Here is a 22,077-nt window from a genome sequence, read left to right as displayed (position 1 = left end):
CCAGGCGGCATGGATCGCAGAACACTTCTCCGCGGCGGGCTCGCCGCGACCGGCGGCATCGTCACCGGGGGCGCGCTGATCCAGGGCGCCCCCGCGTTCGCCGCCAGCGGCCGTCCCCTGCTCACCCACGGCGTCCAGAGCGGCGAGCCGCGCGCCACGTCCGCCCTCGTCTGGAGCCGCGCCGACCGGCCCAGCCGGCTGCTCGTCGAGGTCTCGCTCCGGCCGGACTTCCGCGGGGCCCGCCTGGTCCGCGGCCCGGTGGTCACTCCCGAGACCGACTTCACCGGCCGGGTCGCCCTCCGCGATCTGCCGCCGGGCCGTCGCGTCTTCTATCGGGTACGCGCAGAGTCGCTGGACGCCCACGGCAGGTGCGGCGAGGCGGTGGCGGGAGAGCTGAGCACGGCGCCGGTCGGCCGTCATTCGGGCGTCCGCTTCGTCTGGACGGGCGACATCGCCGGCCAAGGCTGGGGCATCAACCCCGACCTGGGCGGCATGCGGATCTTCGACGCCATGGACCGGCTGAACCCCGACTTCTACCTGTGCAGCGGCGACACCGTGTACTCCGACGGCCCACTCACCGACAGCGTGGCGCTCCCCGACGGACGCATCTGGCGAAACGTCGTCACGGCGGAGAAGAGCAAGGTCGCCGAGACGCTGACGGAGTACCGAGGTCAGTTCGCGTACAACCTGCTCGACGACAACCTGAAGCGGTTCGCCGCCCGGGTGCCGCAGATCAACCAGTGGGACGACCACGAGGTCCGCAACAACTGGTTCCCCGGCCAGATCCTCGACGACGCCCGGTACGCCGAGAAGAACGTCGACGTGCTCGCCGCGCGCGCCCGGCAGGCGTTCTTCGAGTGGGTGCCGATCGCGTCCGGCGAGGTCTACCGCAGCTTCTCCTACGGGCCGCACGCCGACGTGTTCGTCCTCGACATGCGCACCTACAAGGACCCGAACGACGCCAACGTGTACGCCGATCCGGCGCGCGGCCTGCTCGGCGAAGCTCAGAAGAAGTGGCTGATCGACGGGCTGACCCGGTCGAAGGCGACCTGGAAGATCATCGCCAACGACCTGCCGCTCGGCCTGGTCGTCCCGGATGGGGCGAACCTGGAGGGCGTGGCCCAGGGCGACAACGGCGTACCCAAGGGCCGGGAGCTGGAGTTCGCCGAGGTGCTGCGGACGGCGTACCGGCGAGGGGTGACGGGCATCGTCTTCCTGACCGCCGACGTGCACTACACCGCGGCGCACCACTACGACCCGGCGCGCGCCGCGGTCGGCGACTTCGCCCCGTTCTGGGAGTTCGTCTCCGGCCCGGCCAACGCGGGTGCGTTCGGCCCGAACAAGCTCGACGGCACGTTCGGCCCGGAGGCGGTCTTCGTGCACGCCCCGCCGGCCGCCAACACCTCGCCGCTGGACCCGGCGTACCAGCACTTCGGCGAGGTCGACATCGACGGCCGCTCCGGCGCGCTGACCGTCCGCCTGCGGGATGGCTCCGGTACCTCGCTGTGGTCGACCACTCTGGACGCCCCAGTCTGATTCAGCCGGATCCGGCCTGAGTCAGCCGGATCCGGTGTTGTTCAGGCGTCGCCCGCGGTGGTTTCCTCATCGCGGGCGGCGCTTTCCTCCGCACCGGCGGTGCCGCGCACGATGTGCCAGGCGACCATTGCCAGCCACGCTGCGCCGGTGGCGGCCAGGAGACGTTCCAGCAGTCCGCCGATGGCGGTTTCGCTCGCGACGACCAGCCCGAGCAGCAAGACGATGAAGCCGACGCCGGTCAGCCAGGTCGGCCGGACGAGGCGCTCCCAGCCCGGCGTACGCCGCATCGCCGAGGCGGTGACGAACAGCGCCGCGACGAAGATGAAGATCCCGGCGCTGCTGAGGATCGAGTCGAGCGCGCCGCCCAGATTGGCCACCTGATCGGCACCGGTGCAGCCCGGATCGGCCAGCCGGCAGGCCTCCCGCTCGAACGGCGACAGCAGGTCGCCGAGCCCGTAGATGGACAGCGTCACCAGGATCGAGGCGACCGTGCCCCAGCTCCCGGCGGCGGCCAGCGCGGGACGCAGCGCGAGCAGCCCGAACAGGACGGTCGCCAGCCCGCACGCCGTCAGGACGATCACCAGGAGCACGCCGTGCGGGGCGCCGACGGCGTACATGTCACTGATCGTGTGTGCGAGCACGTCGTACCGAGGCCCCTGCCACAACGCCGCGAGCAGCCAGCTCGCTACGAAGACCAGTTGCGCCAGCAGGCCCGCCCAGGCACTCCACCGAACCGTCCGACTGTCCACGCGCAAAGGATAGGCGCGTGTCGCCGTCGGCAGTGGCCCGGCGCAACGGGGAGACGAAGACGGGAACGAAGGCGATGGCGAGCAGTACGCCACCGGCCCACATCGTGGCGCGTACGCCCGCGAGCTGGCCCACGAGGCCGGCGAGGGCCGCCCCGATCGCCAGCGCCCCGGTCAGCAGGAACCGGAAGGTGGCGTTCATCCGGCCGAGCAGCCGGTCCGGCGTACGCCGCTGGCGGATGCTGACGCCGAGGACGTTGTCGAGACCGATCTTCCCCATCGCGAGGAGCCAGCCGACCACGGACCATCCCCCGGCCGGTCCCCGGTCGAGTAGCGGGACCGCGAGCGCGGCCGGGGCGAGGATGAGCCCGGCGTACGCCAGCGTCGGTCCGTCGCCCAGCCGGGCCGCGATCGGCCGGGCGAGGCGCGCGCCGATCAGCAGCCCGACGCCGCCGACCGCCCAGAAGCCGCCGAGCGCTCCAGCCGGCAGGCCCAGGTCGCGGACCACGACGATGGGCAGCACCGTGTTGATGAGCTGCGAGCCGAGGTTGCTCAGCGCCGCCGTGGCCGCCAGTGCACGCAGGGTCCGGTCGCCGAGGACGTGCCGGAGTCCTTCGGCGACCTGGCTCCGCAGGGAGCCGCCGCTAGTTGACGGCTCCGCGCTCGGTCTGATGTGGAACGTCGCCAGCCGGATCGCCGAGGCCAGGTGCGCCGCGGCGGCGTACGCGAGCGCGATCGGCGCGGTGAGCAGTTGGACGAGTGCCCCGCCGGCGCCCCGGCCGGCGACGGTCGCGCCGGAGATGAGGGTGACCACCGCCGCGTTGGCCGGGATCAGGTTCTCCCGGCCCACCAAGCGGGGCAGCACACTCTGCGATCCGACGTCGAAGAACACGGTGGCGCACCCGTTGATCAGCACGACCGCGTACAACTGGGCGAGGGTGAGACCGCCGAGCCACCAGGCCACCGGGACGGAGCCGATGAGCACGGCCCGGATCAGGTCGGCCGCGACCAGCACCCGGCGGGCGTTCAGCCGGTCCACCCACGCGCCCGACGGCAGCCCGATGAGCAGAAACGCCACCGTGCTGAGCGTCGCGAGCAGGCCGACCTGCGCCGTCGTCGCGTCCAGGGCGGTTACGGCCAGGGTCGGCGCGGCCACGTATCCCGCGTTGACGCCGAGCTGGCTGAACGAGGTAGCTGTGAAGAAGACCCGGAAATCCCGGACCCGCCAGACGCTCACTCGGTCGCCGCCGTCGTGGCCGACGACGCCACCGGCGAAGGTGCGGCCGGAGCGGGCCGCGGTGCGAGCCGAGTCAGGGCGACGCCGCCGAGGACCACTGCCATCCCCAGCAGGACCCGGGGAGTCAGCGGCTCGCCCAGGAACACCGCGCCGAGCGTCACCGAGACGACCGGCAACAGGTAGCCCACGGTGGCGGCGCTGGTGGCGCCTTCGTCGGCGATGAGCCGGAAGCTCAGGTGGAAGGTCAGTCCGGTGGCGAACACCCCGAGGACGACCACGGCGGCCAGGCCCGCGAGGGTGGGCGTACCGGGGTCGCCGAACGGCAGTGCCGGAACCGTCCACACCGCGGCCGTCCCGAGTTGGGCGGCGGACAACGCGAGCGGCGCGGCCCGGCCGGTCAGCCGCCGCTCCATGTACGCGAACGCGACGGCATAGCTGGCCGCCGCCCCGAGCAACGCGACCGCGCCCCAGGTACGCAGTCCCCCGTCCCGCCACGGCTCGAAGATCACCAGTACGCCGCCGAAGCCGAGCAGCAGCCCGGTCAGCCGCACCGGCCGCAGTCCTCGTTCGCTGCCGAGCAGCAGTCCCAGCAGCACCGACCACAGGGGCGTCGTCGCGTTCAGGACGCCGGCGGTGCCCGACGAGACGGTGCGCTCGCCGAAACCGAACAGGAAGAAGGGCAGCGCGTTGCACAGCAGCGCGGCCAGGCCCAGCCGTCGCCAGGTCACCGCGTCGCGGGGCAGCCGCTGCCGGGCGAGCAGCGCCAGGACGAGCAGGAAGGCCGCGCCGGCCGCCGCCCGGCCGAAGGTGAGCTGCGCCGGGGTGAGCCCGCCGCGGAGGGCGAGCTTGATCCAGAGAAAGCCTGATCCCCAGAGCACGGCGAGGACCAGGATGCGGGCGGTTTTGACCATGACTTCACGGTCGCGCGGCCGACCCGGAAGAACAAGTAAAGCTTTCGCGACTACTGTTAAGCTGAGCTACATGCTCGACGTACGCCGCATGCAGATCCTCCGCGAGGTGGTCGACAGCGGTTCGGTGACGGCCGCCGCGACCCGGCTCGGTTACACCCCGTCGGCGGTGAGTCAGCAGGTCGCCGCGCTGGAGCGGCAGGCTGGGATCGCGCTGCTGGAACGGATCGGCCGAGGCGTACGCCCGACGGCGGCCGGTCGGCTGCTCACCGAGCGGGCGAGCGCGATCGATCAGCAGGTCGCGGCGGCCGAGATGGAGCTGGCCGAGCTGCGCGCCGGACGTGGCGGGCGACTGTCCGTACGCTATTTCGCCACCGCCGGGGCGGGTCTGGTGGCGCCGGCCGTCGCCCGGCTGCACCGCGATCGGCCCGGCATCGGGCTGGATCTGCGCCTGTCCGACCCCGGCGATCCGCTGCCCGAGGTGGCTCAGGGGCAGGCCGACCTGGCGGTCGTCGTCGGGCGGCCCGGCGACGTGCCGGACGGCGTACACCTGGTGCATCTGCTCGACGACGCGTACCACTTGGTCGTGCCGAAGGACCACCGGCTGGCCGCGCAGCGAGTCGCGGAGCTGGCGACGGTGGCGGGCGAGCGGTTCGTGGGCAGTGAGCCGCCGGGGCCGTGCCTCGACGCGATGCTGACGGGCTGCGCGGCGGCCGGGTTCGTCCCGGAATTCGCCGTGCCGAGCGAGGACTACGCCACCGCGCAGGGGTTCGTCGCGGCCGGGCTCGGCATCGCGCTCATCCCGGAGATGGGACTGCGGCGGCGCGATCCGGGGGTGGCGGTGCTGCGGCTGCGGACGCCGCAGCCGGTCCGCGCGGTCTACGCCGCGGTCCGCCGCTCGTCGCTCGGCCAGCCCGCGATCGAGCTACTGCTGGGGGCGCTGCGCGACACGGCGCGTGGCGCGTAGGACCTTCCAGACCATGCGCGGCTTGAACAGCACGCTCGGCGGCAGCACCAGATGTTGTACGCGGTTGAAGGTGACCCGGACCTCGGCGTCGCGCATGGCGGCGAGCAGCATCCGCTTGGAGTAGCGGTTCAGCAGGTCGATGAGCGGCGGCTTCGGGCCGGTCGTCTCGGGAAACGCGAAGTCGCCCCCGGCGGCGAACCGCCACGGCACCGCGAGGATCCCGGCCGCCCGCCGGTAGTACTCCGTGGCCAGGCGAGCGGAGACGGAACCGTGTTTGTCCAGCAGCGAGCCCAGCTCGACGGCTTCCAGCGCGGCGCAGGTCATGCCCTGGCCGTAGATCGGGTTGAAGCTGCACAACGCCTCGCCGAGCGTGACGTAGCCGGCCGGGTGCCGGTCCAGCTTCTCGAAGTACCGGCGCCGGCTGGCCGGGAAGGCGTGCACGAACACCTCCGACAGCGGCTCGGCCCGGCTCGCCAGGTCGGCGAAGGCCGGATGGGGCATCGCCGCCAGGTGCCGGGCGAACCCTTCCTCGTCCCGGGGGTACGCACCATGCCAGGCCCCGGCCATGACGAGCCACCGGTCGCCCTCGATCGGCAGCAGCAGCCCGGTGAGGTTGGCGTGCGGCGGCATCGGGAACGCGAAGACAGCCTCGCCGTCGGTGACGTCGTCCGGCTTGCGGGGGTAGACGCGGGTGGCGTACCCGACGCCGACCTTCACCTCGGCCGGCTCCGGGCTCGGGAAGCCCAGGTCGCCGAGCCACCGGTCGGACCGGGAACCCCGGCCGGAGCAGTCGGCCACCAGCGACGCCGTCAGCACCTCGCCGGTATCCAGGCGTACGCCGTCGACCCGGCCCGAGCCGGTCAGCCCGGACACCGCCACGCCGTCACGGACCTCGACGTTGGGCAGCAGGCGGTCCCGGAGCGTCTGCTCCAGCAGCGGACGGCTGAACGAGACCAGCCGCAGCCCGCTGGCGACCCGCGGCCACAGCGCGCCGAACCGGTGCATCCGAAGGTCAAGACCGGGATCGAAAGGCACCGCCCCGGCCGCCACGAGCGCGTCGGCGAACCCCGGGAACAGCTCGGTCAGCGCCGCCTGACCAGCGGCGAGGAGCACGTGCCCATGACTGCCCTGTGGTACGCCGCGGCGGGTCTGCGGCTCGCCGGGCAGGGTGTCCCGCTCGATGAGGGTGACTCGGCCGAACCGGCCGGCGAGCGCCTGGGCGGCGGCGAGCCCCGCCACCCCCGCTCCGATGACGACGGCGTGCTCCTCCGCGAACGACACGGCCTCACCGTATCAGGGATCGACCGTCCGAGATGGACTGCGACTATGCTGGGCGGATGGACCTCGTCGACCGCGTACGCGCCATCTTCCTGGCGTTTCCGGAGGTGACGGAGCGGCCCAGCCACGGCGCCCCGACCTGGTTCGTCCGGGACAAGAAGTCGATCGCCACGCTGTGGGCGGACGGGCACCACGACGACGACTTCCCGCACCTGTGGGCGGCCGCGCCGCTGGGCGCGCAGCAGGAGCTGATCGCGATCAACCCGGACCGCTACTTCCGGCCGCCCTACGTCGGCCATCGGGGCTGGGTCGGCGTACGCCTCGACGGCGAGATCGCCTGGGACGAGCTGGCCGAGATCGCCGAGGACGCGTACCGCGTGATCGCACCCAAGTCCCTGGTGGCGAAACTAGACGGGCGCTGACGCGAGCACGGCGTACGCCTCCTTGGGCCGCCACGTCCCGTCGGGATGCACGGCGACCATGCCGTAGCCGGCCGTGTCCAGGTTGTGCTCGGGCCGGTCGTCCCACGGGTAGAGGTAGCTGGCCCAGGTGAAGACGAAGGCCCCGTCGATCGGCTCCTCGCGGTAGATCGCCAGCAGCTCGGCCAGCTCGGTGGCCTGCTCCGCCTCGTCCCGCACGATCCCGTCGGCGAGCCGAGCCGGCGTCGCCGACCGGTCGATCGCCGCCCAGCCCATCCCGCCCCGATCCGCCGCACCCCGGTAGGTGCAGCAGCCGAACTCGGTCAGCACCACCGGCTTGCCGGGCCGTGCGCAATCGCGCAGCAGCTGCCGATACTTCGTCCGGTTCTTCGCGCTGCGGTAGAGGTTGATCCCGACGATGTCGAACGGCGTCCAGTCGACCCGCTCCCACGAGCCGGCGGCGTAGGTGACCGGCCCGCCGAACCGCTCCCTGGTCACGGCGACCGCCTTGGCCAGGTACGCGTTGAGCCGCTTGTGCGGATCGCCGGTCCGCAGCATGCCCAGCAGCAGCCGGACCGGGCGAGACGCGAGCGTGATCCGGTCGAGAGTGGTCTCGCCGGGGAAGAAGCCGTGCTGGAACAGGGTCGCCTCCAGCCCGGCTACGAACACGACCTCGCCGCTGGTGCGCAGCTGTTCGGCCAGCGCCGCCGTCTCCCCCACGTACGCCAGCGCCTCGGCCTCGCGCAGGTTGCCCCGCACCGGCGACAGGTAGACGGCCAACCCCAGCTCATGGGCGATCCGGGCGGCGACGGCCAGCCGGTCCGGGTCTTCACCGGAGATGCGGACGGCGTCACAGTGCAGGTCGGTGGCGATCGCGGTCAGCTCGGCGCGGGCGGTCGCCGCGTCGAATGTCGGCCGGGACAGCCGGCCGGCGATCATCTCGGCTCCGACGTCGTAGTTCATGCCTCGGGTGCGCATCCCGACCTCCCCAACACTGATACGCAGAATTTGATACAGCGTATCACTACGATACACTGTATCGCATGGCTCTGGTGTGGGAGCGGCCGGTCGCCGAGCGCCGCCGCAGCGTTCCGCTCGACCGCGACCTGATCGTGGCGACCGCGGTCGCGCTCGCCGATCGCGACGGACTCGACTCGGTCACCCTGCGCCGGGTGGCGGCCGACCTGGACGTGCTGCCGATGCGGCTCTACACGTACCTGGCGACCAAGGACGACCTGCTGGACCTGCTGGCCGACTGGGCGTACGGGCTGGTCGAGCTGCCCGGTCCCCGGACGGTGTGGCGCCCCGCGCTGCGCAAGGTGGCCCGGGAACTGCGCTCGATCGCCACCGGACACCCGTGGGTGATCACCCTGTTCGGCACGCGCTCGCCATACGGCCCCAACGGCCTGCGACTGGTCGAACGGGTCTGGTCGGCGCTCTACGACCGTGCCCCCGACCCGGCGACCGCGGCAGCGGCGTGCACCGCGTTCATCGGGTACGTCACCGGGGCGCTGGCCCAGGAGGCGGGGGCGCCGGACTCCCCCGACGTTCAGCGGTACCTCGCCACGGCGGTCGGCGGCGGGGCGTACCCGACGCTCGCGCGGGCGTTCGCCGAGCTGGGCCCGGCCGACACCTTCATGGGCGGGCTCGACGTGGTCCTGGACGGCATCGCCACCCGCCTCACCGCGCCCGCCGCACCGCGTCGGTGATCGCTCGCCCTTCGCGTCGCTGATCGCTCGGTCGCTGATCGCTCACCCCGTTGATCGCTCACCCCGTTGATCATGGAGTTTCCGGCTCCGACACACCGTCGAGACCACGGTTAACTCCATGATCAACGGAGAGGGGGCGGGGGAGGGGGCCGGAGAGGGGGTGCAGGGGGCGAGGGGTGGGGGTGGGGTGGGTGAAGAAGAGGGCGGACAGTTCGGGGGCCAGCAGCAGGGGCAGCACGAGGAAGGTGGCGTACTGGAGCGGCCAGGCCGCCAGCACGGCTGCCGGAACTCCGGCCACCCAACCGCCCGGCCAGTTCTGGTACGCCCAATGCCGGTGCACGGCGTTCTGCAGCTCCATCAGCACGCCGAAGACCGCCGACGCCCCGGCGATCGCGATCAGCGGCGTCCAGTAGCCGCGCCGGAGCGAGCCGAGCAGCGACGGCCGGCCCCACCGGGACAGCAGCGCTTCGGCGGTCGCCCACACGCCCAGGAACGCGATGAGGGCGTACCAGAACGGGGGCGCGTGGCCGACTGGGTGCTGGACGGCCAGGACGTAGCCTTGTGCGTACCAGTGGAGGTAGAGCAGGAGCGCCACGAGGAGTGCGGAGCCCCCGAGAAGGAAGAGTCCTGCGGACCGGCGTAGGACCACGGAGCGTGACGGGCGTGCGATCCGGTCGAGGACGGCCTTAACCGCCAGATAACTCTCCACGATGGACAGCCAGTAGAAGGCGAAGCCGGGCACCACGATCAGCGCGTAGAGCCAGACAGTCCAGTATGGATAGATCCACAGCCGGCCGAGCCACTCCGCCACCAGCTCCATGGCCAGGCCCGCCGCCGCTCCGGCGAGCAGGACGCGGGCGAAGCGGGCCGGATCGGCGACCGCGAGCGTCCACAGCGACGGCGCGCCCAGGCGGCGGCAGATCCCCTCGCCGAGCAGGATCACCCCGGTCGTGAACAGGGTGGCCGAGAAGCCGAGGACCACCACCGGGACGACCGGCAGACCGAGGACGAGGTCGGTGGGCCGGTCGTACACCCGGGACGGCACCAAGAGCTGGCCGCACGAGGCGACCAGGCAGAACAGACCGGCCCAGACGGCGGCGTTCATACTCACCAGTCTGCTCCGCTTTGGGAGCGGTACCCCGCGCATTCCCGGCAACGGTTAAGTTGGAGCACAGACCAGTGGAGGTGACGATGCGTTACGAAATGACGGAGGAGCTGGAGCAGCCTCGGCTCGACCAGGCTTGGGCGACGTACTCGGCTGCCTTCGACGAGCTCCGGGCGGCCACGGTCGAGCGAAATGTCATGTATCGGCATGAATTCGACGTGGTCATGTTGGACAAAAGGATCGAAAAGCACTACGCGGTCGATCCGGCCATCGACCGGGTGGTGGCGCTGGCGACGTTCACCAACGCGCTGGACGCGCTCACCTGGCTGTCCCCGGAGTATTTCGCCGCACGGTGGCCCGACCAGTTCGCCAAGAAGCAGATCTGGTACCTCGGCTTCTTCGCGATCCATCCGGAGTACCGGCACAGCGGCATCTTCGAAGCGGTCATCACTCAGATGTGGCGACCGATCCACGCCTCGGGCGGGGTCGCCGCGCTCGACATCTGCGGCGTCAACATCTCCCTGGGGCTGGCCGGCGCGATCACGCGCACGCTCAAGGACCTGACGCCGGCGATGGTGACCGAGGAGATCGACGTGCAGACCTACTGGGCGTTCAGCCTCGACGCGCCGGCCTGAATCCGCACTGGCGGCGCGACCGACCAGCGTCGCGCGAAGTCACCGGCGCTCACGGCGTGGCCCCAGAGCCAGCCCTGGCCGTAGGTGACGCCGATCCGGGACAGCAGTTCCCGCTGCCCCTCGTCCTGCACGCCTTCGGCCACCACGCTGAGCTGCAACGCCTCGCTCATCGCCGCGACCGCCCGGACGATCGCCTCGTCCTCGGGGTTGTGCCCGAGCCCGACCACGAACGACTTGTCGATCTTCACCCCGGTGACCGGGAAGTTCCGCAGATAGCCCAGGGCGGAGAAGCCGGTGCCGAAGTCGTCGACGACCAGGCTGACGCCCAGGTCCCGAAGCGCTTGCATGGTCTGATCGATCGCGTTGGACGGCTCGATCATGACCGACTCGGTCAGCTCGATCACGACCGCCGTGGGCGGCAGGCCGTACTCCCGCAGCGCCGCGCCCAGTTCCCCCGGCAAGCGGGCGTCGCGCAACTGCCGGGGCGAGACGTTGATCGACAGCCAGAACCGCTCGGCGACCACGCCCTCGGCCCGCCACTGCGCCAGCTGCCACAGCGACTCGTGCATGACCCAGCGGCCGATGTCGATGATCAGCCCGGACTCCTCGGCGACCGGAATGAACGTCGCGGGCCCGATCAGACCGCGCTCCGGATGCGTCCAGCGCAGCAGCGCCTCGGCGCCGACGATCCGGCCGGTCGGCATGTGCGCCACCGGCTGGAAGGCCAGATGCAGCTGGCCGAGCGCCATGGCCTCCCGCAGCGCCAGGTCGATGTCGATGCGCTCGCGTACGCGGTCGCGCATCACCGGGTCGAAGATGACCCAGCCGTCGCGACCGTTCGCCTTCGCCTCGTACATCGCCGTGTCCGCGTCGCGCAGCAGATCCTCGGCGCTGACGATCGGCCCGGCGGTCTCGATCTCCGGTACGCCGTCCTCGCCGAACCGGCGGACGGCCTCACCGTGCTCAGCCGGGTTCCGGCCGGCCTTGCCCTTCTTGTGGGCGGGCTCGCCCTTCTTGGCAGCCTCAGCATTGTTGGCGGCCTCAGCCTCTGCGGCGGCCGTCGTCGGCTCGCCGTTCTTGGCGGCCTTGGCGGTGGGCTCGCCGTTCTCGGTGGTCGGCTCGGCCATGTCGCGAGCGGCCTCGGCGGCCGTCTCCCGGCTCACGAAGCCGGCTTCGCCGGCCGTGTGACCGGCGGTCCTGGTCGAGCTGGAGATGCCGATCGAGACGCTCACCACGACGTCGGCACCCGGCATCCGCAGGGTCTGCCGCATCGTCTGCAGGATCACCTCGGCCAGCGTCAGCGCGTCCTCCCGGGTCGCCCGGTACGCCACCACGAACTCGTCGCCGCCGACCCGGGCGATCTGGGCCGCCGCCGGGGCACAGGCGCGCAACCGCCCGGCCACCTCGGCGATGACCTGGTCCCCGGCCATGTGGCCCCGGGAGTCGTTGACGTACTTGAAGCCGTCCAGGTCCAGGAAATACACCCAGACCTCCTGGCCGTCGACCGGCTGGGCCAGCATCTGGCGGACCCCGGTGAACCAGAGCGAGCGGTTCGCCAGGCCGGTCAGGGAGTCGTGGGTCGCCTGGTACTCGTAGCGGTGCTGGGCGGCGGCGTACCCGCGTACGGCGGAGACTGCCCGCGCCAGCAGCAGGACGACGATGGCGGCCCCGCCGACGGCCAGCAGTAGGCGGTCGAACGTCGTCGGCTTCTCGATCAGGACGGCGAGGACGAACGGGACGGCGAGCGCCGGCGCGATCAAGATCAGGCGGCGGGCGGACCAGGCCTGGATGGGCAGGCTCGCCTGCCGGCCGATGTCGGCCATCGACGGGTGCAGCCCGGAGGCGCCGATGAGCGTGAAACCCAGCAGGAACGGCAGGTCCAGCAGCGGCGAGCCGACCAGCTCCCCCTCGGTGCCGATGATCGCGTACGCGACGTCGCCGGTCAGCAGCAGCGCCATGCACCCGAGCAGCATGCTGAACGCGGGACCGCGCCGGGTCGCGAAGGCCAGGTTCATCACGAGCAGCACGAGGATGCCGTCGAGCAGCGGATAGACCCCGGCCAGCGCCGAGACGGCAGCCTGGCGGCCGGTGATCGAGACCGCCGGCACAGTGAAGAACATGACGAACAAGACGGTCACGCCGACGCCGATGAGCAGACCGTCGATGACCGCGTGCCGCTTGTCGCCGACGCGGGCCCGCAGGAAGCCGCCGAGTGCCAGGAACATGCACAGGTAGCCCGGGATGGTGAAACAGTCGGGCAGCACCCCGCCGAGGCCCGAATGCTGGTCCAGCATGGTACGCAGCAACGCCCCGGCCAGGAACAGGAAACAGGCGGCCGACAGCAGCCGCCAGGGCCAGGCCGGAAGCGGCCGGTAGCGGCGGATGCCGAGGATTATCGCGTAGCCGGCTCCGATGCCGACCGCGCTGAACGCAAGCCCGCTGACGACCGGGTTCGGGACGAACGCATAGAGCGCTGCGGCGACGAGCCCGCCCGCCAGGAAAAAGCTCCAGGCCTGCGTCGGAGACTTATGGGGCATGGGCACACCCCCCTGCGGGAAGGCTCACGGCGCGGCGGATGAGAAACGATATCAACGTCCGCCCAACGATAGCGAGGGTTCTCGCTGTAGCCGCAAATACGACATTTCGCCCCCTTCCTTGGCCGGCGTTCTGTTGGCGCCCGCCTGTCGCGCGGGCCGTTGGCGCCCGCCTCTCGCGCGGGCGTTCCGTTGGCAGCAGATCACGGTTATACCTGCGATCTTGGTCCAAGATCGCAGGCTTATCCATGATCTGGGCGGAAAAAAGCCCGCGGAACCGCCGGGCGTACTGTCGATTCCGGCGATTCTCGTGCGTCGGAGTTGACGAACGACCTGATTCCCAGGTCACTGAGCGGAAGGGCCACGACCATGGCCAAGTACCTCATCCTCATCCACGGCGACGAGCAGCCGTGGGAGAATCCCTCGCCGGCCGACCTCGACGCCATGATGGCCGCCCACAACGCGTTCTCGGCCAAGCACGGCTCGGCCATCGTCGGCGGCGAGGCGCTGCAGTCCACCAAGACCGCCACCAGCATCCGCGCCGACGGCACCATCACCGACGGGCCGTTCGCCGAGATCAAGGAAGCGCTGGGCGGGTACTACCTCATCCAGGCGGCCGACCTCGACGAGGCGATCGCCATCGCGAAGGACTGCCCGATGCCCGACGGCGGCGTCGAGGTCCGCCCGGTCATGGAATTCGAGTAGGCCGTACCCCGTGACCGCGCTCCGGATGCCGGCTCCGGCCGAGGTCGCGGCCGCGGTCGCCGACGCGCACCGTCGCGAGTGGGCCTTCGTGCTCGCCGCGACGGTGCGCGTTACCCGTGATCTCGACCTCGCCGAGGAGTGCGTGCAGGACGCGTACGCGAGTGCCTTGTCGGCGTGGCCGGCGACGGGCATTCCGGACCGGGCGGGCGCGTGGCTGACGACCGCCGCCCGTAATCGCGCCCTCGATCTGTTGCGCCGCGATCAGACCGCACGCCGTCATCTCCCGCTGCTGCTCGACGATCCGGCGCTACCCGGGCCGGAGAGCACATTGGACACTCCGGACATCCCCGACGACCGCCTGCGGCTGATCTTCACCTGCTGCCACCCCGGGCTTGCGGTCGAGGCGCAGATCGCGCTCACTCTCCGGCTTCTCTGCGGGCTCACCACCGCCGAGGTCGCCCGGGCCTTCCTGGTCAGCGAGCCGACGATGGCCGCCCGCATCACCCGGGCCAAGAAGAAGATCGCGAACGCGCGAATCCCTTACCGCGTACCGTCTTCCGCCGATCTGCCGGACCGCGTCGAGGCCGTCCTGTCCGTCGTCCACTTGCTCTACACGACCGGCCACACCGCACCGTCCGGTGCCGACCTGATCCGGGCCGATCTGGTCCAACGCTCCCTCGACCTGGCCCGCATGCTGCGCGAACTCCTGCCGCGCGAGCCCGGCGTCGCCGCGCTGCTCGCGCTCATCCTGCTCACCGACGCGCGAACCGGCGCGCGTACCGATGGTCACGGCCGGATGGTCCTGCTCGGGGATCAGGACCGCTCACTCTGGGACCGCCGAGCCATCTCCGAAGGCACTCGACTGGTACGCGAGGCGCTGAGCAGCCGGCCACCGAGCAAGTACGCCCTGATGGCCGCCATCGCCGCCGTCCACAGCGAAGCCCCGAGCTGGGCGGCGACCGATTGGGCGGAACTCGTCGGCCTCTACGACCTCCTGATGGCGACCTGGACCTCTCCCGTCGTCGCCCTCAACCGCGCCGTCGCCGTCGGCTTCGCCCACGGCCCCCTCGCCGGGCTGCACGCGCTCGACGAGCTGAGCACTGAACCCCAACTCGCCCGGTACTCATACTTGGCGGTGGCCCGCGCCGAGTTCCTCGAACGCCTCGGCCGGATCGTCGAGGCGCGGCTGGCGTTCACCGAGGCGCTCATGCTGACCGAGAACGCCATCGAGCGCTCATTCCTCGAAGGCCGCCTCGCCGCCCTACCCGACTAGCCGGCCTCCGCGGGCTGTTGCAGGGCGGGGTTACCGTCGGGTCATGACGTTGTTCGCCCCGTTCAGCGGGACGCTCTACCTCCCCGACAAGGAGTTCCTCAACACCAGTACGCCAGTCCTGCTGCCCGACGGCCGGCCGATCGCCGGGATCGTGTGGCACACCTGGACGCAGCGTTTCGAGATCACCGACCCGGCCGGGTCGATCGTGGCCGAGTGCCGCCCCGAGGGCGTGTTCCGGCGGCGGTATCCGGTGCGTACGCTCGACGGTCGCCGGGTCGTCCAGCTGAGTCCCGGCGCTTGGCGGCCGTTCAACGGGGCCGAGCTGATTCTGGCGGCCGGCGGCCAGTTGACGGTGCGGCAGGTCAGCGTCTGGTCGGACCGGAAGTTCGAGTTCTACGGCCAGCATGGCCTCGTCGGCCGGATCATGCCGACCACGGGCACGTTCAGTTTCCGCCCCGACTCGTACGCCTTCGAGGTGCTCGCCCCCGTGATGTCAGCGCTGGAAGCGGTCGCGATCGCACAGGCGTTGCGGCTGGTGGCCCGGGGCAACCGGTCGTCCGCGGCGGCCGCGTCCAGCGTATAAGCGCCTGTCGGACCCGTCTGGCATATTCGGCGGCGTGGACCTGACGCCGCGTGAGCAGATCGAGTGGGAGTGCCGCCGCCGGGGCAAGGCGGCGGTGCTCGCCGACTGCCTGGCGCTGCTGCGCGGCGAGACGGATCTGCGGCTGCTCCGGTCGGTCGCCGGGCGCGGCGCCGACAAGTATTTCGACGGCGCGGAGCACGAGGACACGTACTGGTTCCGGGTGTGGGCCATGCGAGGGCTGCTCTGGTCCTGGGACGACAGCGCCACGAACGCCGTCGTCGGCGCGTTCGGCGACGAGGCTTGGCGCGTACGCGAAATGGCGGCCAAGGTCGTGGCGAGGCATCTGGTGGCGGAGGCCGGTCCGGCCGTGGCCGAGCTGCGCGACGACCCCGTTCCCCGCGTACGCGCCGCCGCCGAGCGCGCGGTCGCGAGGCTGATCTCGGCTCAGGCATGATCTTGGGTGTGAAGAGGTTCCCTTGGTTGACCGTCGTCGTCTTCGCCGGCACGGCCGCCGTCAGTTTGTGGTCCGCGCTCGATGGCGACGTGCTGAGGGCGCTCGCGCGTGATCCGGCCGGGTTCTCGGTGGGCGGCTGGTGGCGGCTGTTCTCGGCGTTGCTCGTGCAGGCCGACGGCTGGACGCAGCTGGTGTTCAATCTGCTCACTCTTGCCGGCTTCGGCTACCTCGTCGAGGCCGGCCTGGGCCGATGGCGCTGGGCGGTGCTCTACTTCGGCGCGGGCCTGCTCGGCCAGGCGCTCGGGTACGCGTGGGAGCCGCCTGGCGGCGGGAACTCCGTCGCGGTCTGCGGCCTGGTGGGCGGGCTGGCCGCGGCGGCCGTGCTGAACCGGGTGACGCTGCCGACGAACACCGGCTACCTCACGGCGCTGTACGCGGTAGCGCTGACGGGCACGCTGCTCGGCGACTGGGTCGCCACGATGATCGGGATGATCGTGCTGGTGGCGGCCTTCGTCGCACTGAGGAGGACCGGCCGCGGCACCGGGATTCTGGCCGTCCTGGTGCCGCTGGCCGGTCTGGTCCTGCTGGTGAGGCAGGACCATCACGGGGCATCTCTGCTGTTCGGCGTCCTCGCCGGAGCAGTCACGCTGTGGCGGGCTCCTCGGCTCGCTCCGGCGCCGTGACCTGGAAGTCGAGTTTGCCGTCGACGACACCGACCGTGGCCGTGTCGCCGCCGGTCACCTGACCCCCCAGGACCATCTTCGACAACGGCCCGTCCAGCTCACGCTGGAGCGCGCGGCGTAGCGGCCGCGCGCCGTACTCGGGCTGGTGACCGCGCTCGGCCAGCCAGTCGACCGCTTCCGGCGTGACCTCCAGCGTGATGTCCTGCGCCTTCAGTCGGCGTTTCGTGCCCTGGAGCAACAGCTCGGTGATCTGGCGCAGGTCGGCCTGGGTCAAGCCGGTGAAGATGATGACGTCGTCGATCCGGTTCAGGAACTCCGGCCGGAACCGCTGCCCCAGCAGCTCCATCAGGTCGTCGCGCAACACGGCTACGTCCTTGCCGGCCGTCTGCGCGGCGAGGATGCGGTCCGCGCCGATGTTGCTTGTCATCACCACGACCGTGTTGCTGAAGTCGACGGTACGCCCCTGGCCGTCGGTCAGCCGCCCGTCGTCGAGCAGCTGCAGCAGGATGTTGAAGACGTCCGGATGGGCCTTCTCGATCTCGTCGAACAGCAGCACGCTGTACGGGCGGCGGCGGACGGCCTCGGTCAGCTGCCCGGCGTCGTCATAGCCGACGTATCCGGGCGGCGCCCCGACGAGGCGGCTGACGGTGTGCTTCTCCTGGAACTCGCTCATGTCGAAGCGGACCATGCCGTCCTCGTCGCCGAAGAGCGCCTCGGCGAGCGTACGCGCCAGCTCGGTCTTGCCGACCCCGGTCGGTCCCAGGAACAGGAAGGAGCCGTCGGGGCGCTTCGGATCGCCCAGTCCGGCCCGCGCCCGGCGTACCGCCTCCGCGACCGCCGTCACCGCCTCGTCCTGGCCGACGACGCGCTGGTGCAGATGTTCCTCGAGCTTGAGCAGCCGGTCCCGTTCGGCCTCGGTCAGCTGGGCCACCGGGATCCCGGTACGCCGAGCCACGACGTCTGCGATGTCCGGCACGCCGACCTCAGGCACCTCCCCGGTCTGCCCCTTCAGCCGGGCGAGGTGATCCTCGGCGTCGGCGACGGCCGCCTTCATCTGGTCCGCCTTGGCGTACTCCTCGTTGCGGACGGCGGCGTCCTTCTCCCGTTGCAGCTTCGCCACCTGCTCCTCGGCGTCGCGGGTGTCCGCCTTCGGCATCCGGGACTTCAGGCGTACGCGGGCTCCGGCCTGGTCGATGAGGTCGATCGCCTTGTCCGGCAGGAACCGGTTGGTGATGTAGCGGTTGGACAGATCGGCCGCCGCCGTCAGCGCCGCGTCCAGGATGCGTACCTGGTGGTGGGCCTCGTAGCGGTCGCGCAGCCCCTTCAGGATCGCGATCGTGTCGTCGACGGACGGCTCCGGAACCAGGACCGGCTGGAACCGCCGTTCCAGCGCCGAGTCCTTCTCGATGTACTTCCGGTACTCCTCCAGCGTCGTCGCGCCCACGACATGGAGTTCGCCTCGGGACAGGGCCGGCTTGAGCATGTTGCCGGCGTCCATCGCACCCTCGCCGCCGGCGCCCGCCCCCACCACGGTGTGCAGCTCGTCGAGGAACAGGATCACGTCACCGCTGGCCGCGCGTACCTCGTCGATGACCTTCTTCAGGCGTTCCTCGAAGTCGCCCCGGTACTTGCTGCCCGCCACCATGCCAGCGAGGTCGAGGACTACGACCCGCTTGCCGGACAGCGTCTCCGGAACGTCGCCGTTGACGATGCGCTGTGCGATGCCCTCGACGATCGCGGTCTTGCCGACGCCGGGATCGCCGATCAGGACCGGATTGTTCTTGGTACGCCGAGAGAGGATCTCGATGGTGTCCTGGATCTCCGCTTCGCGCCCGACGACGGGATCCAGTTCGCCCGCCTCGGCGCGGCTGGTCAGATCCTGCCCGTACTCGTCCAGCGTCGGGGTCTCGCTCGGCGGCTTCGCCCCTGGCGCCTGCCCGGGCGGAGCCGGGCTGACCAGCGTACGCAGCGCCTGCCCAGCCAGGGTGTCCGGATTGGCGGCGATGCCCAGCAGGATGTGCTCCGGCCCGATGTAGGAGGAGCCGGACTGCCGTGACTGCGTGTGGGCGTCCAGCAGCGCCCGCTTCGCCGCCGGCGTCAGCTGCGACGCCGGGCCGCCGGACGGGCCGTGGTCGTGTGCCTGCGCCATCTGCCCGGCGAGCTGGTCGGGATCGGCGCCCGCCGTGCTCAGCAGGCGTCGCGTCGGATCCTGCTGGGTCGCCGCCCACAACAGGTCCGTCACGTCCATCTCGTGCGAGCCCCAGTGCCCGGCCTGGGTGGCGGCCAGCTCGACCAGCTCACGGGCCTGGTCCGACAGCAGTCGCGACAGATCTACCCGTTGCACGGGCCGGGCCGCGAACGGATCGCCGCCGAAGAACCGATTGATGAGATCGTCGAAGCCCCGGCCGGTCATCCCGGCCATCCCGTCGATCGACATGTCACTGCGGATCGTTCACGCCGTGCGCCAGCTCGGCGACGGACTCCGTCATCGGTTCGGGCGCGTTCACCTCGACACCCGGTGTCGCCTGAGCGGCCCCCGACGACCCGGCGGGCGGCGCCGAGGCGATGCCCAGCATGGTCTCCTCGTCGAGCATGCCGTGGTCGTCGTTCCGGCGACGCCGGTAGGCCAGGTACGCCGCTCCGGCCGCCAGCCCGGTGGCGGCGACCCCGGCGACCGCCATCTTCCTGCCCCGCCCGGTGGCGGGGGCTGCCTTCTTCGTGGACTTCATCGCCGACTCCCCGCGTAGCTCATCGACCCGCGTAGCTGATCGACGGACGCCGTCCCGGCGTCCTCGTCCCCACGCTAGTGGTGAACCCGACCGATCGTGTCGAATCCCGGATATCCGGAAATCAGGCCGAAAACGCGCCATACGCTGATCTCATGAGTCAACATCGACTGCCGAACGAGCAGGCGGACCAGGTCGGCTCGTGGGGCTTCGGTGAGGCGATGTTCGCCGTCACCCGGATCGCCATCGGGTTCATCTTCTTCTGGGCGTTCCTGGACAAGCTCTTCGGCCTCGGCAAGGCCACCCCCAGCGAGAAGAGCTGGATCAACGGCGGGTCGCCGACCAAGGGCTACCTGTCCAGCCTCAAAGGGACCTTCGCCGACACCTTCACCGACATCGCCGGCAAGGCCTGGGCGGACTGGCTGTTCATGATCGGACTATGCGGCATCGGTCTGGCCCTCATCCTCGGCATCGGCATGCGCATCGCCGCCGTCACGGGCGCGATCCTGCTCTTCCTGATGTGGCTCACCGCCCTGCCGATCAGCAGCAATCCCTTCCTCGACGAGCACCTGATCTACGCGTTCGCGATCATCGCCATCGCGGTGACCGGAGCCGGGCTGCGATACAGCCTCGCGCCTTGGTGGCGCCGGCTCACCGCCAAGGCGCGCTGGCTCTGGTAGGCCCGGCGGACGCCCCGCGCTCGCCCCTGGTGAGCGTGGGGATTACCGCGCGCCGGACCGGCGATCGAAAAAGTTAAGTGTTGCCAGAACATTTTCGGTCGGCTATGTTAACGCTCACATGGCCGGACCGCCGTCCCCAGGACCGACCACCTTTGCGCGGGTGAACCGAGCCCATCTCACGGTTCGCCCTCCACCGCCCCGCAAGGAGGTCACCACCCATGGCCCTATTCGGCCGTCCACGTCCCGCCGTCCTCGCCCTCACCGCCGCGGCAGCGCTGCTCGCGAGCCTGCTCACCGGAGGCGGCACCTCGCAGGCCGCCACCACGGGTCCGTGCGACATCTACGCCACCGGCGGCACGCCCTGCGTCGCCGCGCACAGCACGACCCGCGCGCTCTACGGCGCGTACAACGGCTCGCTCTACCAGGTACGCCGCTCCTCGGACAACGCCACCCTCAACATCGGACTGCTCAGCGCCGGCGGATACGTCAACTCCGCCCCGCAGGACTCGTTCTGCGCCGGCACGTACTGCGTCATCTCCGTGATCTACGACCAGTCCGGCCGGGGCAACCACCTCACCCAGGCCCCGCCCGGAGGCTTCAGCGGCCCGGCGGCGGGCGGCTACGACAACCTCGCCCCGGCGACGATGGCGCCCATCATGGTCGGCGGGCACAAGGCGTACGGGGTGTTCGTGTCGCCCGGCACCGGCTACCGCAACAACGCCACCAACGGCATCGCCAAGGCCGACCAGCCTGAGGGGATGTACGCCATCTTCGACGGCACGCACTACAACGCCGGGTGCTGCTTCGACTACGGCAACGCCGAGACGAACAGCCGCGACAACGGCAACGGCACCATGGAGGCCATCTACTTCGGCAACATCAAGGCCTGGGGCTACGGCACGGGCAACGGCCCCTGGATCATGGCCGACCTGGAGAACGGCCTGTTCTCCGGAGTGAACGCCGGATACAACTCGAACGACCCGTCGATCAGCCACCGGTTCCTGACGGCGATCGTCAAGGGCGAGCCGAACCATTGGTCGATCCGGGGCGGCAACGCCCAATCCGGTTCACTGTCCACCTTCTACAACGGCGTACGCCCGAACGTGTCGGGCTACAACCCGATGAAGAAGGAAGGCGCGATCATCCTCGGCATCGGCGGTGACAACAGCGTCAGCGCGGCAGGCACGTTCTACGAGGGTGTCATGACCTCGGGCTATCCCTCCGACGCGACCGAGAACTCGGTCCAGGCGAACATCACCGCGGCCGGGTACGCCACCGCCGCCCGCGTCGGCCCCGCCAACGGCGCGGTCGTCTCGCTGCGCGCCACCACGGCGTGCTGCACCACGCGGTACATCTCGCACTCCGGCGCCACGACGCTGACCTCGGTCGTGACCTCGTCCAGCTCGGCGACCGACAAGGCCAACGCGACCTGGATCGTCCGGGCCGGCCTGGCCAACAGCGCCTGCGTCTCCTTCGAGTCCCGCAACACCGCGGGCAGTTACCTGAGGCACCAGAACTACCAGCTGTACATGCACGCCAACGACGGCAGCCTGCTGTTCGCCAACGACGCCACGTTCTGCCCGACCGCCGGCGTGAACGGACAGGGCATCTCGCTCCAGTCGTACAACTTCTCCAACCGCGACATCCGCCACTACAACAACAGCGTCTACATCGCGAGCTACGGCGGCTCCAACACGTTCGACGCCACCGGCTTGTGGGGCGACGACTCAAGCTGGGTCGCCACCACCCCCTGGACCCCCTAGCTAGCTCCCCTCCCCTCCGCCCCCGCTCTCCCCGTTGATCATGGAGTTTCCAGTGTCGACACACCGTCGAGACAACGGTTAACTCCATGATCAACGGGGAGAGAACTGGGGGCGGGGGCGGGGGCGCGGGAGTGGG

The 22,077-nt window shown here is 70.7% G+C and carries 21 protein-coding genes; 12 read left to right on the top strand and 9 right to left on the bottom strand.

Going from position 1 to position 22,077, the window contains the following annotated elements:
* Nucleotides 1–9 precede the first annotated feature (9 nt).
* Entirely contained in the window at nt 10–1,536 is a 1,527-nt protein-coding gene (locus tag AB0M47_RS21810) for an alkaline phosphatase D family protein (RefSeq protein ID WP_363416547.1), read from the top strand.
* Nucleotides 1,537–1,577: 41 nt separating this feature from the next.
* Here AB0M47_RS21810 and AB0M47_RS21805 read toward each other — a convergent pair whose 3' ends face one another.
* Genes AB0M47_RS21805 through AB0M47_RS21795 form a run of 3 tightly spaced genes read right to left on the bottom strand, consistent with a single transcriptional unit; the run spans nt 1,578 to nt 4,430 of the window.
* Nucleotides 1,578–2,213: a DUF998 domain-containing protein gene (locus AB0M47_RS21805; protein WP_363416636.1), complete on the bottom strand. Its 636-nt coding sequence runs from the start codon at nt 2,211–2,213 to the stop codon at nt 1,578–1,580.
* Nucleotides 2,155–3,519: an MFS transporter gene (locus tag AB0M47_RS21800; protein ID WP_363416544.1), complete on the bottom strand. Its 1,365-nt coding sequence runs from the start codon at nt 3,517–3,519 to the stop codon at nt 2,155–2,157. Before AB0M47_RS21800 ends, AB0M47_RS21805 begins: the two co-directional genes overlap by 59 nt.
* Nucleotides 3,516–4,430: a DMT family transporter gene (locus AB0M47_RS21795; protein ID WP_363416541.1), complete on the bottom strand. Its 915-nt coding sequence runs from the start codon at nt 4,428–4,430 to the stop codon at nt 3,516–3,518. The genes AB0M47_RS21800 and AB0M47_RS21795 overlap by 4 nt, the downstream gene beginning before the upstream one ends.
* Before the next feature lie 70 nt (nt 4,431–4,500).
* Here AB0M47_RS21795 and AB0M47_RS21790 point away from each other — a divergent pair, with 70 nt between their 5' ends.
* Nucleotides 4,501–5,394: a LysR family transcriptional regulator gene (locus tag AB0M47_RS21790; RefSeq protein ID WP_363416538.1), complete on the top strand. Its 894-nt coding sequence runs from the start codon at nt 4,501–4,503 to the stop codon at nt 5,392–5,394.
* On the opposite strand, the gene AB0M47_RS21785 is transcribed toward AB0M47_RS21790, so the two are convergent.
* On the bottom strand, nt 5,353–6,675 hold the full coding sequence (locus AB0M47_RS21785) for an FAD-dependent oxidoreductase (RefSeq protein ID WP_363416537.1): 1,323 nt from the start codon (nt 6,673–6,675) through the stop codon (nt 5,353–5,355). The two genes, AB0M47_RS21790 and AB0M47_RS21785, sit on opposite strands and share 42 nt — an antisense overlap.
* A 56-nt stretch (nt 6,676–6,731) precedes the next feature.
* On the opposite strand from AB0M47_RS21785, the gene AB0M47_RS21780 reads away from it, so the two are divergent.
* Nucleotides 6,732–7,094 (top strand): MmcQ/YjbR family DNA-binding protein, encoded by a 363-nt coding sequence (locus AB0M47_RS21780; RefSeq protein WP_253762518.1) that lies wholly within the window; start codon nt 6,732–6,734, stop codon nt 7,092–7,094.
* Here AB0M47_RS21780 and AB0M47_RS21775 read toward each other — a convergent pair.
* Nucleotides 7,080–8,069 carry a hypothetical protein gene (locus AB0M47_RS21775; protein ID WP_363416535.1) on the bottom strand — a complete coding sequence of 330 codons (990 nt, stop codon included), beginning with the start codon at nt 8,067–8,069 and terminating at the stop codon, nt 7,080–7,082. The genes AB0M47_RS21780 and AB0M47_RS21775 overlap by 15 nt on opposite strands.
* 65 nt (nt 8,070–8,134) lie before the next feature.
* On the opposite strand from AB0M47_RS21775, the gene AB0M47_RS21770 reads away from it, so the two are divergent.
* Nucleotides 8,135–8,800: a TetR/AcrR family transcriptional regulator C-terminal domain-containing protein gene (locus AB0M47_RS21770; RefSeq protein ID WP_363416533.1), complete on the top strand. Its 666-nt coding sequence runs from the start codon at nt 8,135–8,137 to the stop codon at nt 8,798–8,800.
* A gap of 70 nt (nt 8,801–8,870) precedes the next feature.
* Here the strand turns inward: AB0M47_RS21770 and AB0M47_RS21765 are convergent, their stop codons facing one another.
* Nucleotides 8,871–9,905, bottom strand: coding sequence for a hypothetical protein (locus tag AB0M47_RS21765; RefSeq protein ID WP_363416531.1), 1,035 nt, complete (start codon nt 9,903–9,905; stop codon nt 8,871–8,873).
* An 86-nt stretch (nt 9,906–9,991) separates the two neighbouring features.
* Between AB0M47_RS21765 and AB0M47_RS21760 the strand changes: the two genes are divergently transcribed.
* Nucleotides 9,992–10,540 carry a hypothetical protein gene (locus AB0M47_RS21760; RefSeq protein WP_363416528.1) on the top strand — a complete coding sequence of 183 codons (549 nt, stop codon included), beginning with the start codon at nt 9,992–9,994 and terminating at the stop codon, nt 10,538–10,540.
* Here the strand turns inward: AB0M47_RS21760 and AB0M47_RS21755 are convergent.
* Nucleotides 10,507–13,077, bottom strand: coding sequence for an EAL domain-containing protein (locus AB0M47_RS21755; RefSeq protein WP_363416525.1), 2,571 nt, complete (start codon nt 13,075–13,077; stop codon nt 10,507–10,509). The two genes, AB0M47_RS21760 and AB0M47_RS21755, sit on opposite strands and share 34 nt — an antisense overlap.
* 366 nt (nt 13,078–13,443) lie before the next feature.
* On the opposite strand from AB0M47_RS21755, the gene AB0M47_RS21750 reads away from it, so the two are divergent.
* The 5 genes from AB0M47_RS21750 (at nt 13,444) to AB0M47_RS21730 (ending at nt 16,772) form a co-directional block, all read left to right on the top strand.
* Complete coding sequence (locus tag AB0M47_RS21750) at nt 13,444–13,779, top strand: YciI family protein (RefSeq protein ID WP_253762512.1); 336 nt, start codon at nt 13,444–13,446, stop codon at nt 13,777–13,779.
* A gap of 88 nt (nt 13,780–13,867) precedes the next feature.
* Nucleotides 13,868–15,052, top strand: a complete 1,185-nt coding sequence (locus AB0M47_RS21745) for a DUF6596 domain-containing protein (protein ID WP_363416633.1) — start codon at nt 13,868–13,870, stop codon at nt 15,050–15,052.
* A gap of 43 nt (nt 15,053–15,095) precedes the next feature.
* On the top strand, nt 15,096–15,635 hold the full coding sequence (locus AB0M47_RS21740) for a hypothetical protein (RefSeq protein ID WP_363416521.1): 540 nt from the start codon (nt 15,096–15,098) through the stop codon (nt 15,633–15,635).
* A gap of 34 nt (nt 15,636–15,669) precedes the next feature.
* Complete coding sequence (locus AB0M47_RS21735) at nt 15,670–16,089, top strand: HEAT repeat domain-containing protein (RefSeq protein ID WP_253762510.1); 420 nt, start codon at nt 15,670–15,672, stop codon at nt 16,087–16,089.
* 8 nt (nt 16,090–16,097) lie between these two features.
* Complete coding sequence (locus tag AB0M47_RS21730; RefSeq protein ID WP_363416519.1) at nt 16,098–16,772, top strand: rhomboid family intramembrane serine protease; 675 nt, start codon at nt 16,098–16,100, stop codon at nt 16,770–16,772.
* Here the strand turns inward: AB0M47_RS21730 and AB0M47_RS21725 are convergent.
* Both AB0M47_RS21725 and AB0M47_RS21720 read right to left on the bottom strand, forming a co-directional pair.
* Nucleotides 16,732–19,209 (bottom strand): ATP-dependent Clp protease ATP-binding subunit, encoded by a 2,478-nt coding sequence (locus AB0M47_RS21725; protein WP_363416517.1) that lies wholly within the window; start codon nt 19,207–19,209, stop codon nt 16,732–16,734. The two genes, AB0M47_RS21730 and AB0M47_RS21725, sit on opposite strands and share 41 nt — an antisense overlap.
* Nucleotide 19,210: 1 nt before the next feature.
* On the bottom strand, nt 19,211–19,501 hold the full coding sequence (locus AB0M47_RS21720) for an LPXTG cell wall anchor domain-containing protein (protein WP_363416515.1): 291 nt from the start codon (nt 19,499–19,501) through the stop codon (nt 19,211–19,213).
* Nucleotides 19,502–19,653: 152 nt separating this feature from the next.
* Here AB0M47_RS21720 and AB0M47_RS21715 point away from each other — a divergent pair, with 152 nt between their 5' ends.
* Entirely contained in the window at nt 19,654–20,178 is a 525-nt protein-coding gene (locus AB0M47_RS21715) for a DoxX family membrane protein (RefSeq protein ID WP_363416512.1), read from the top strand.
* Nucleotides 20,179–20,396: 218 nt separating this feature from the next.
* The gene (locus AB0M47_RS21710) at nt 20,397–21,941 is read left to right on the top strand and encodes an alpha-L-arabinofuranosidase B (RefSeq protein WP_363416510.1); all 1,545 of its coding nucleotides are present in this window, start codon (nt 20,397–20,399) and stop codon (nt 21,939–21,941) included.
* The last annotated feature ends 136 nt before the right edge of the window (nt 21,942–22,077 follow it).

It is taken from the genome of Hamadaea sp. NPDC051192, assembly GCF_040682475.1.
Taxonomy (GTDB): Bacteria; Actinomycetota; Actinomycetes; order Mycobacteriales; family Micromonosporaceae; genus Hamadaea; species Hamadaea flava.
The sequence above is the reverse complement of the archived record's forward strand: the minus strand, read 5'-3'. Positions and strand labels throughout refer to the sequence as shown.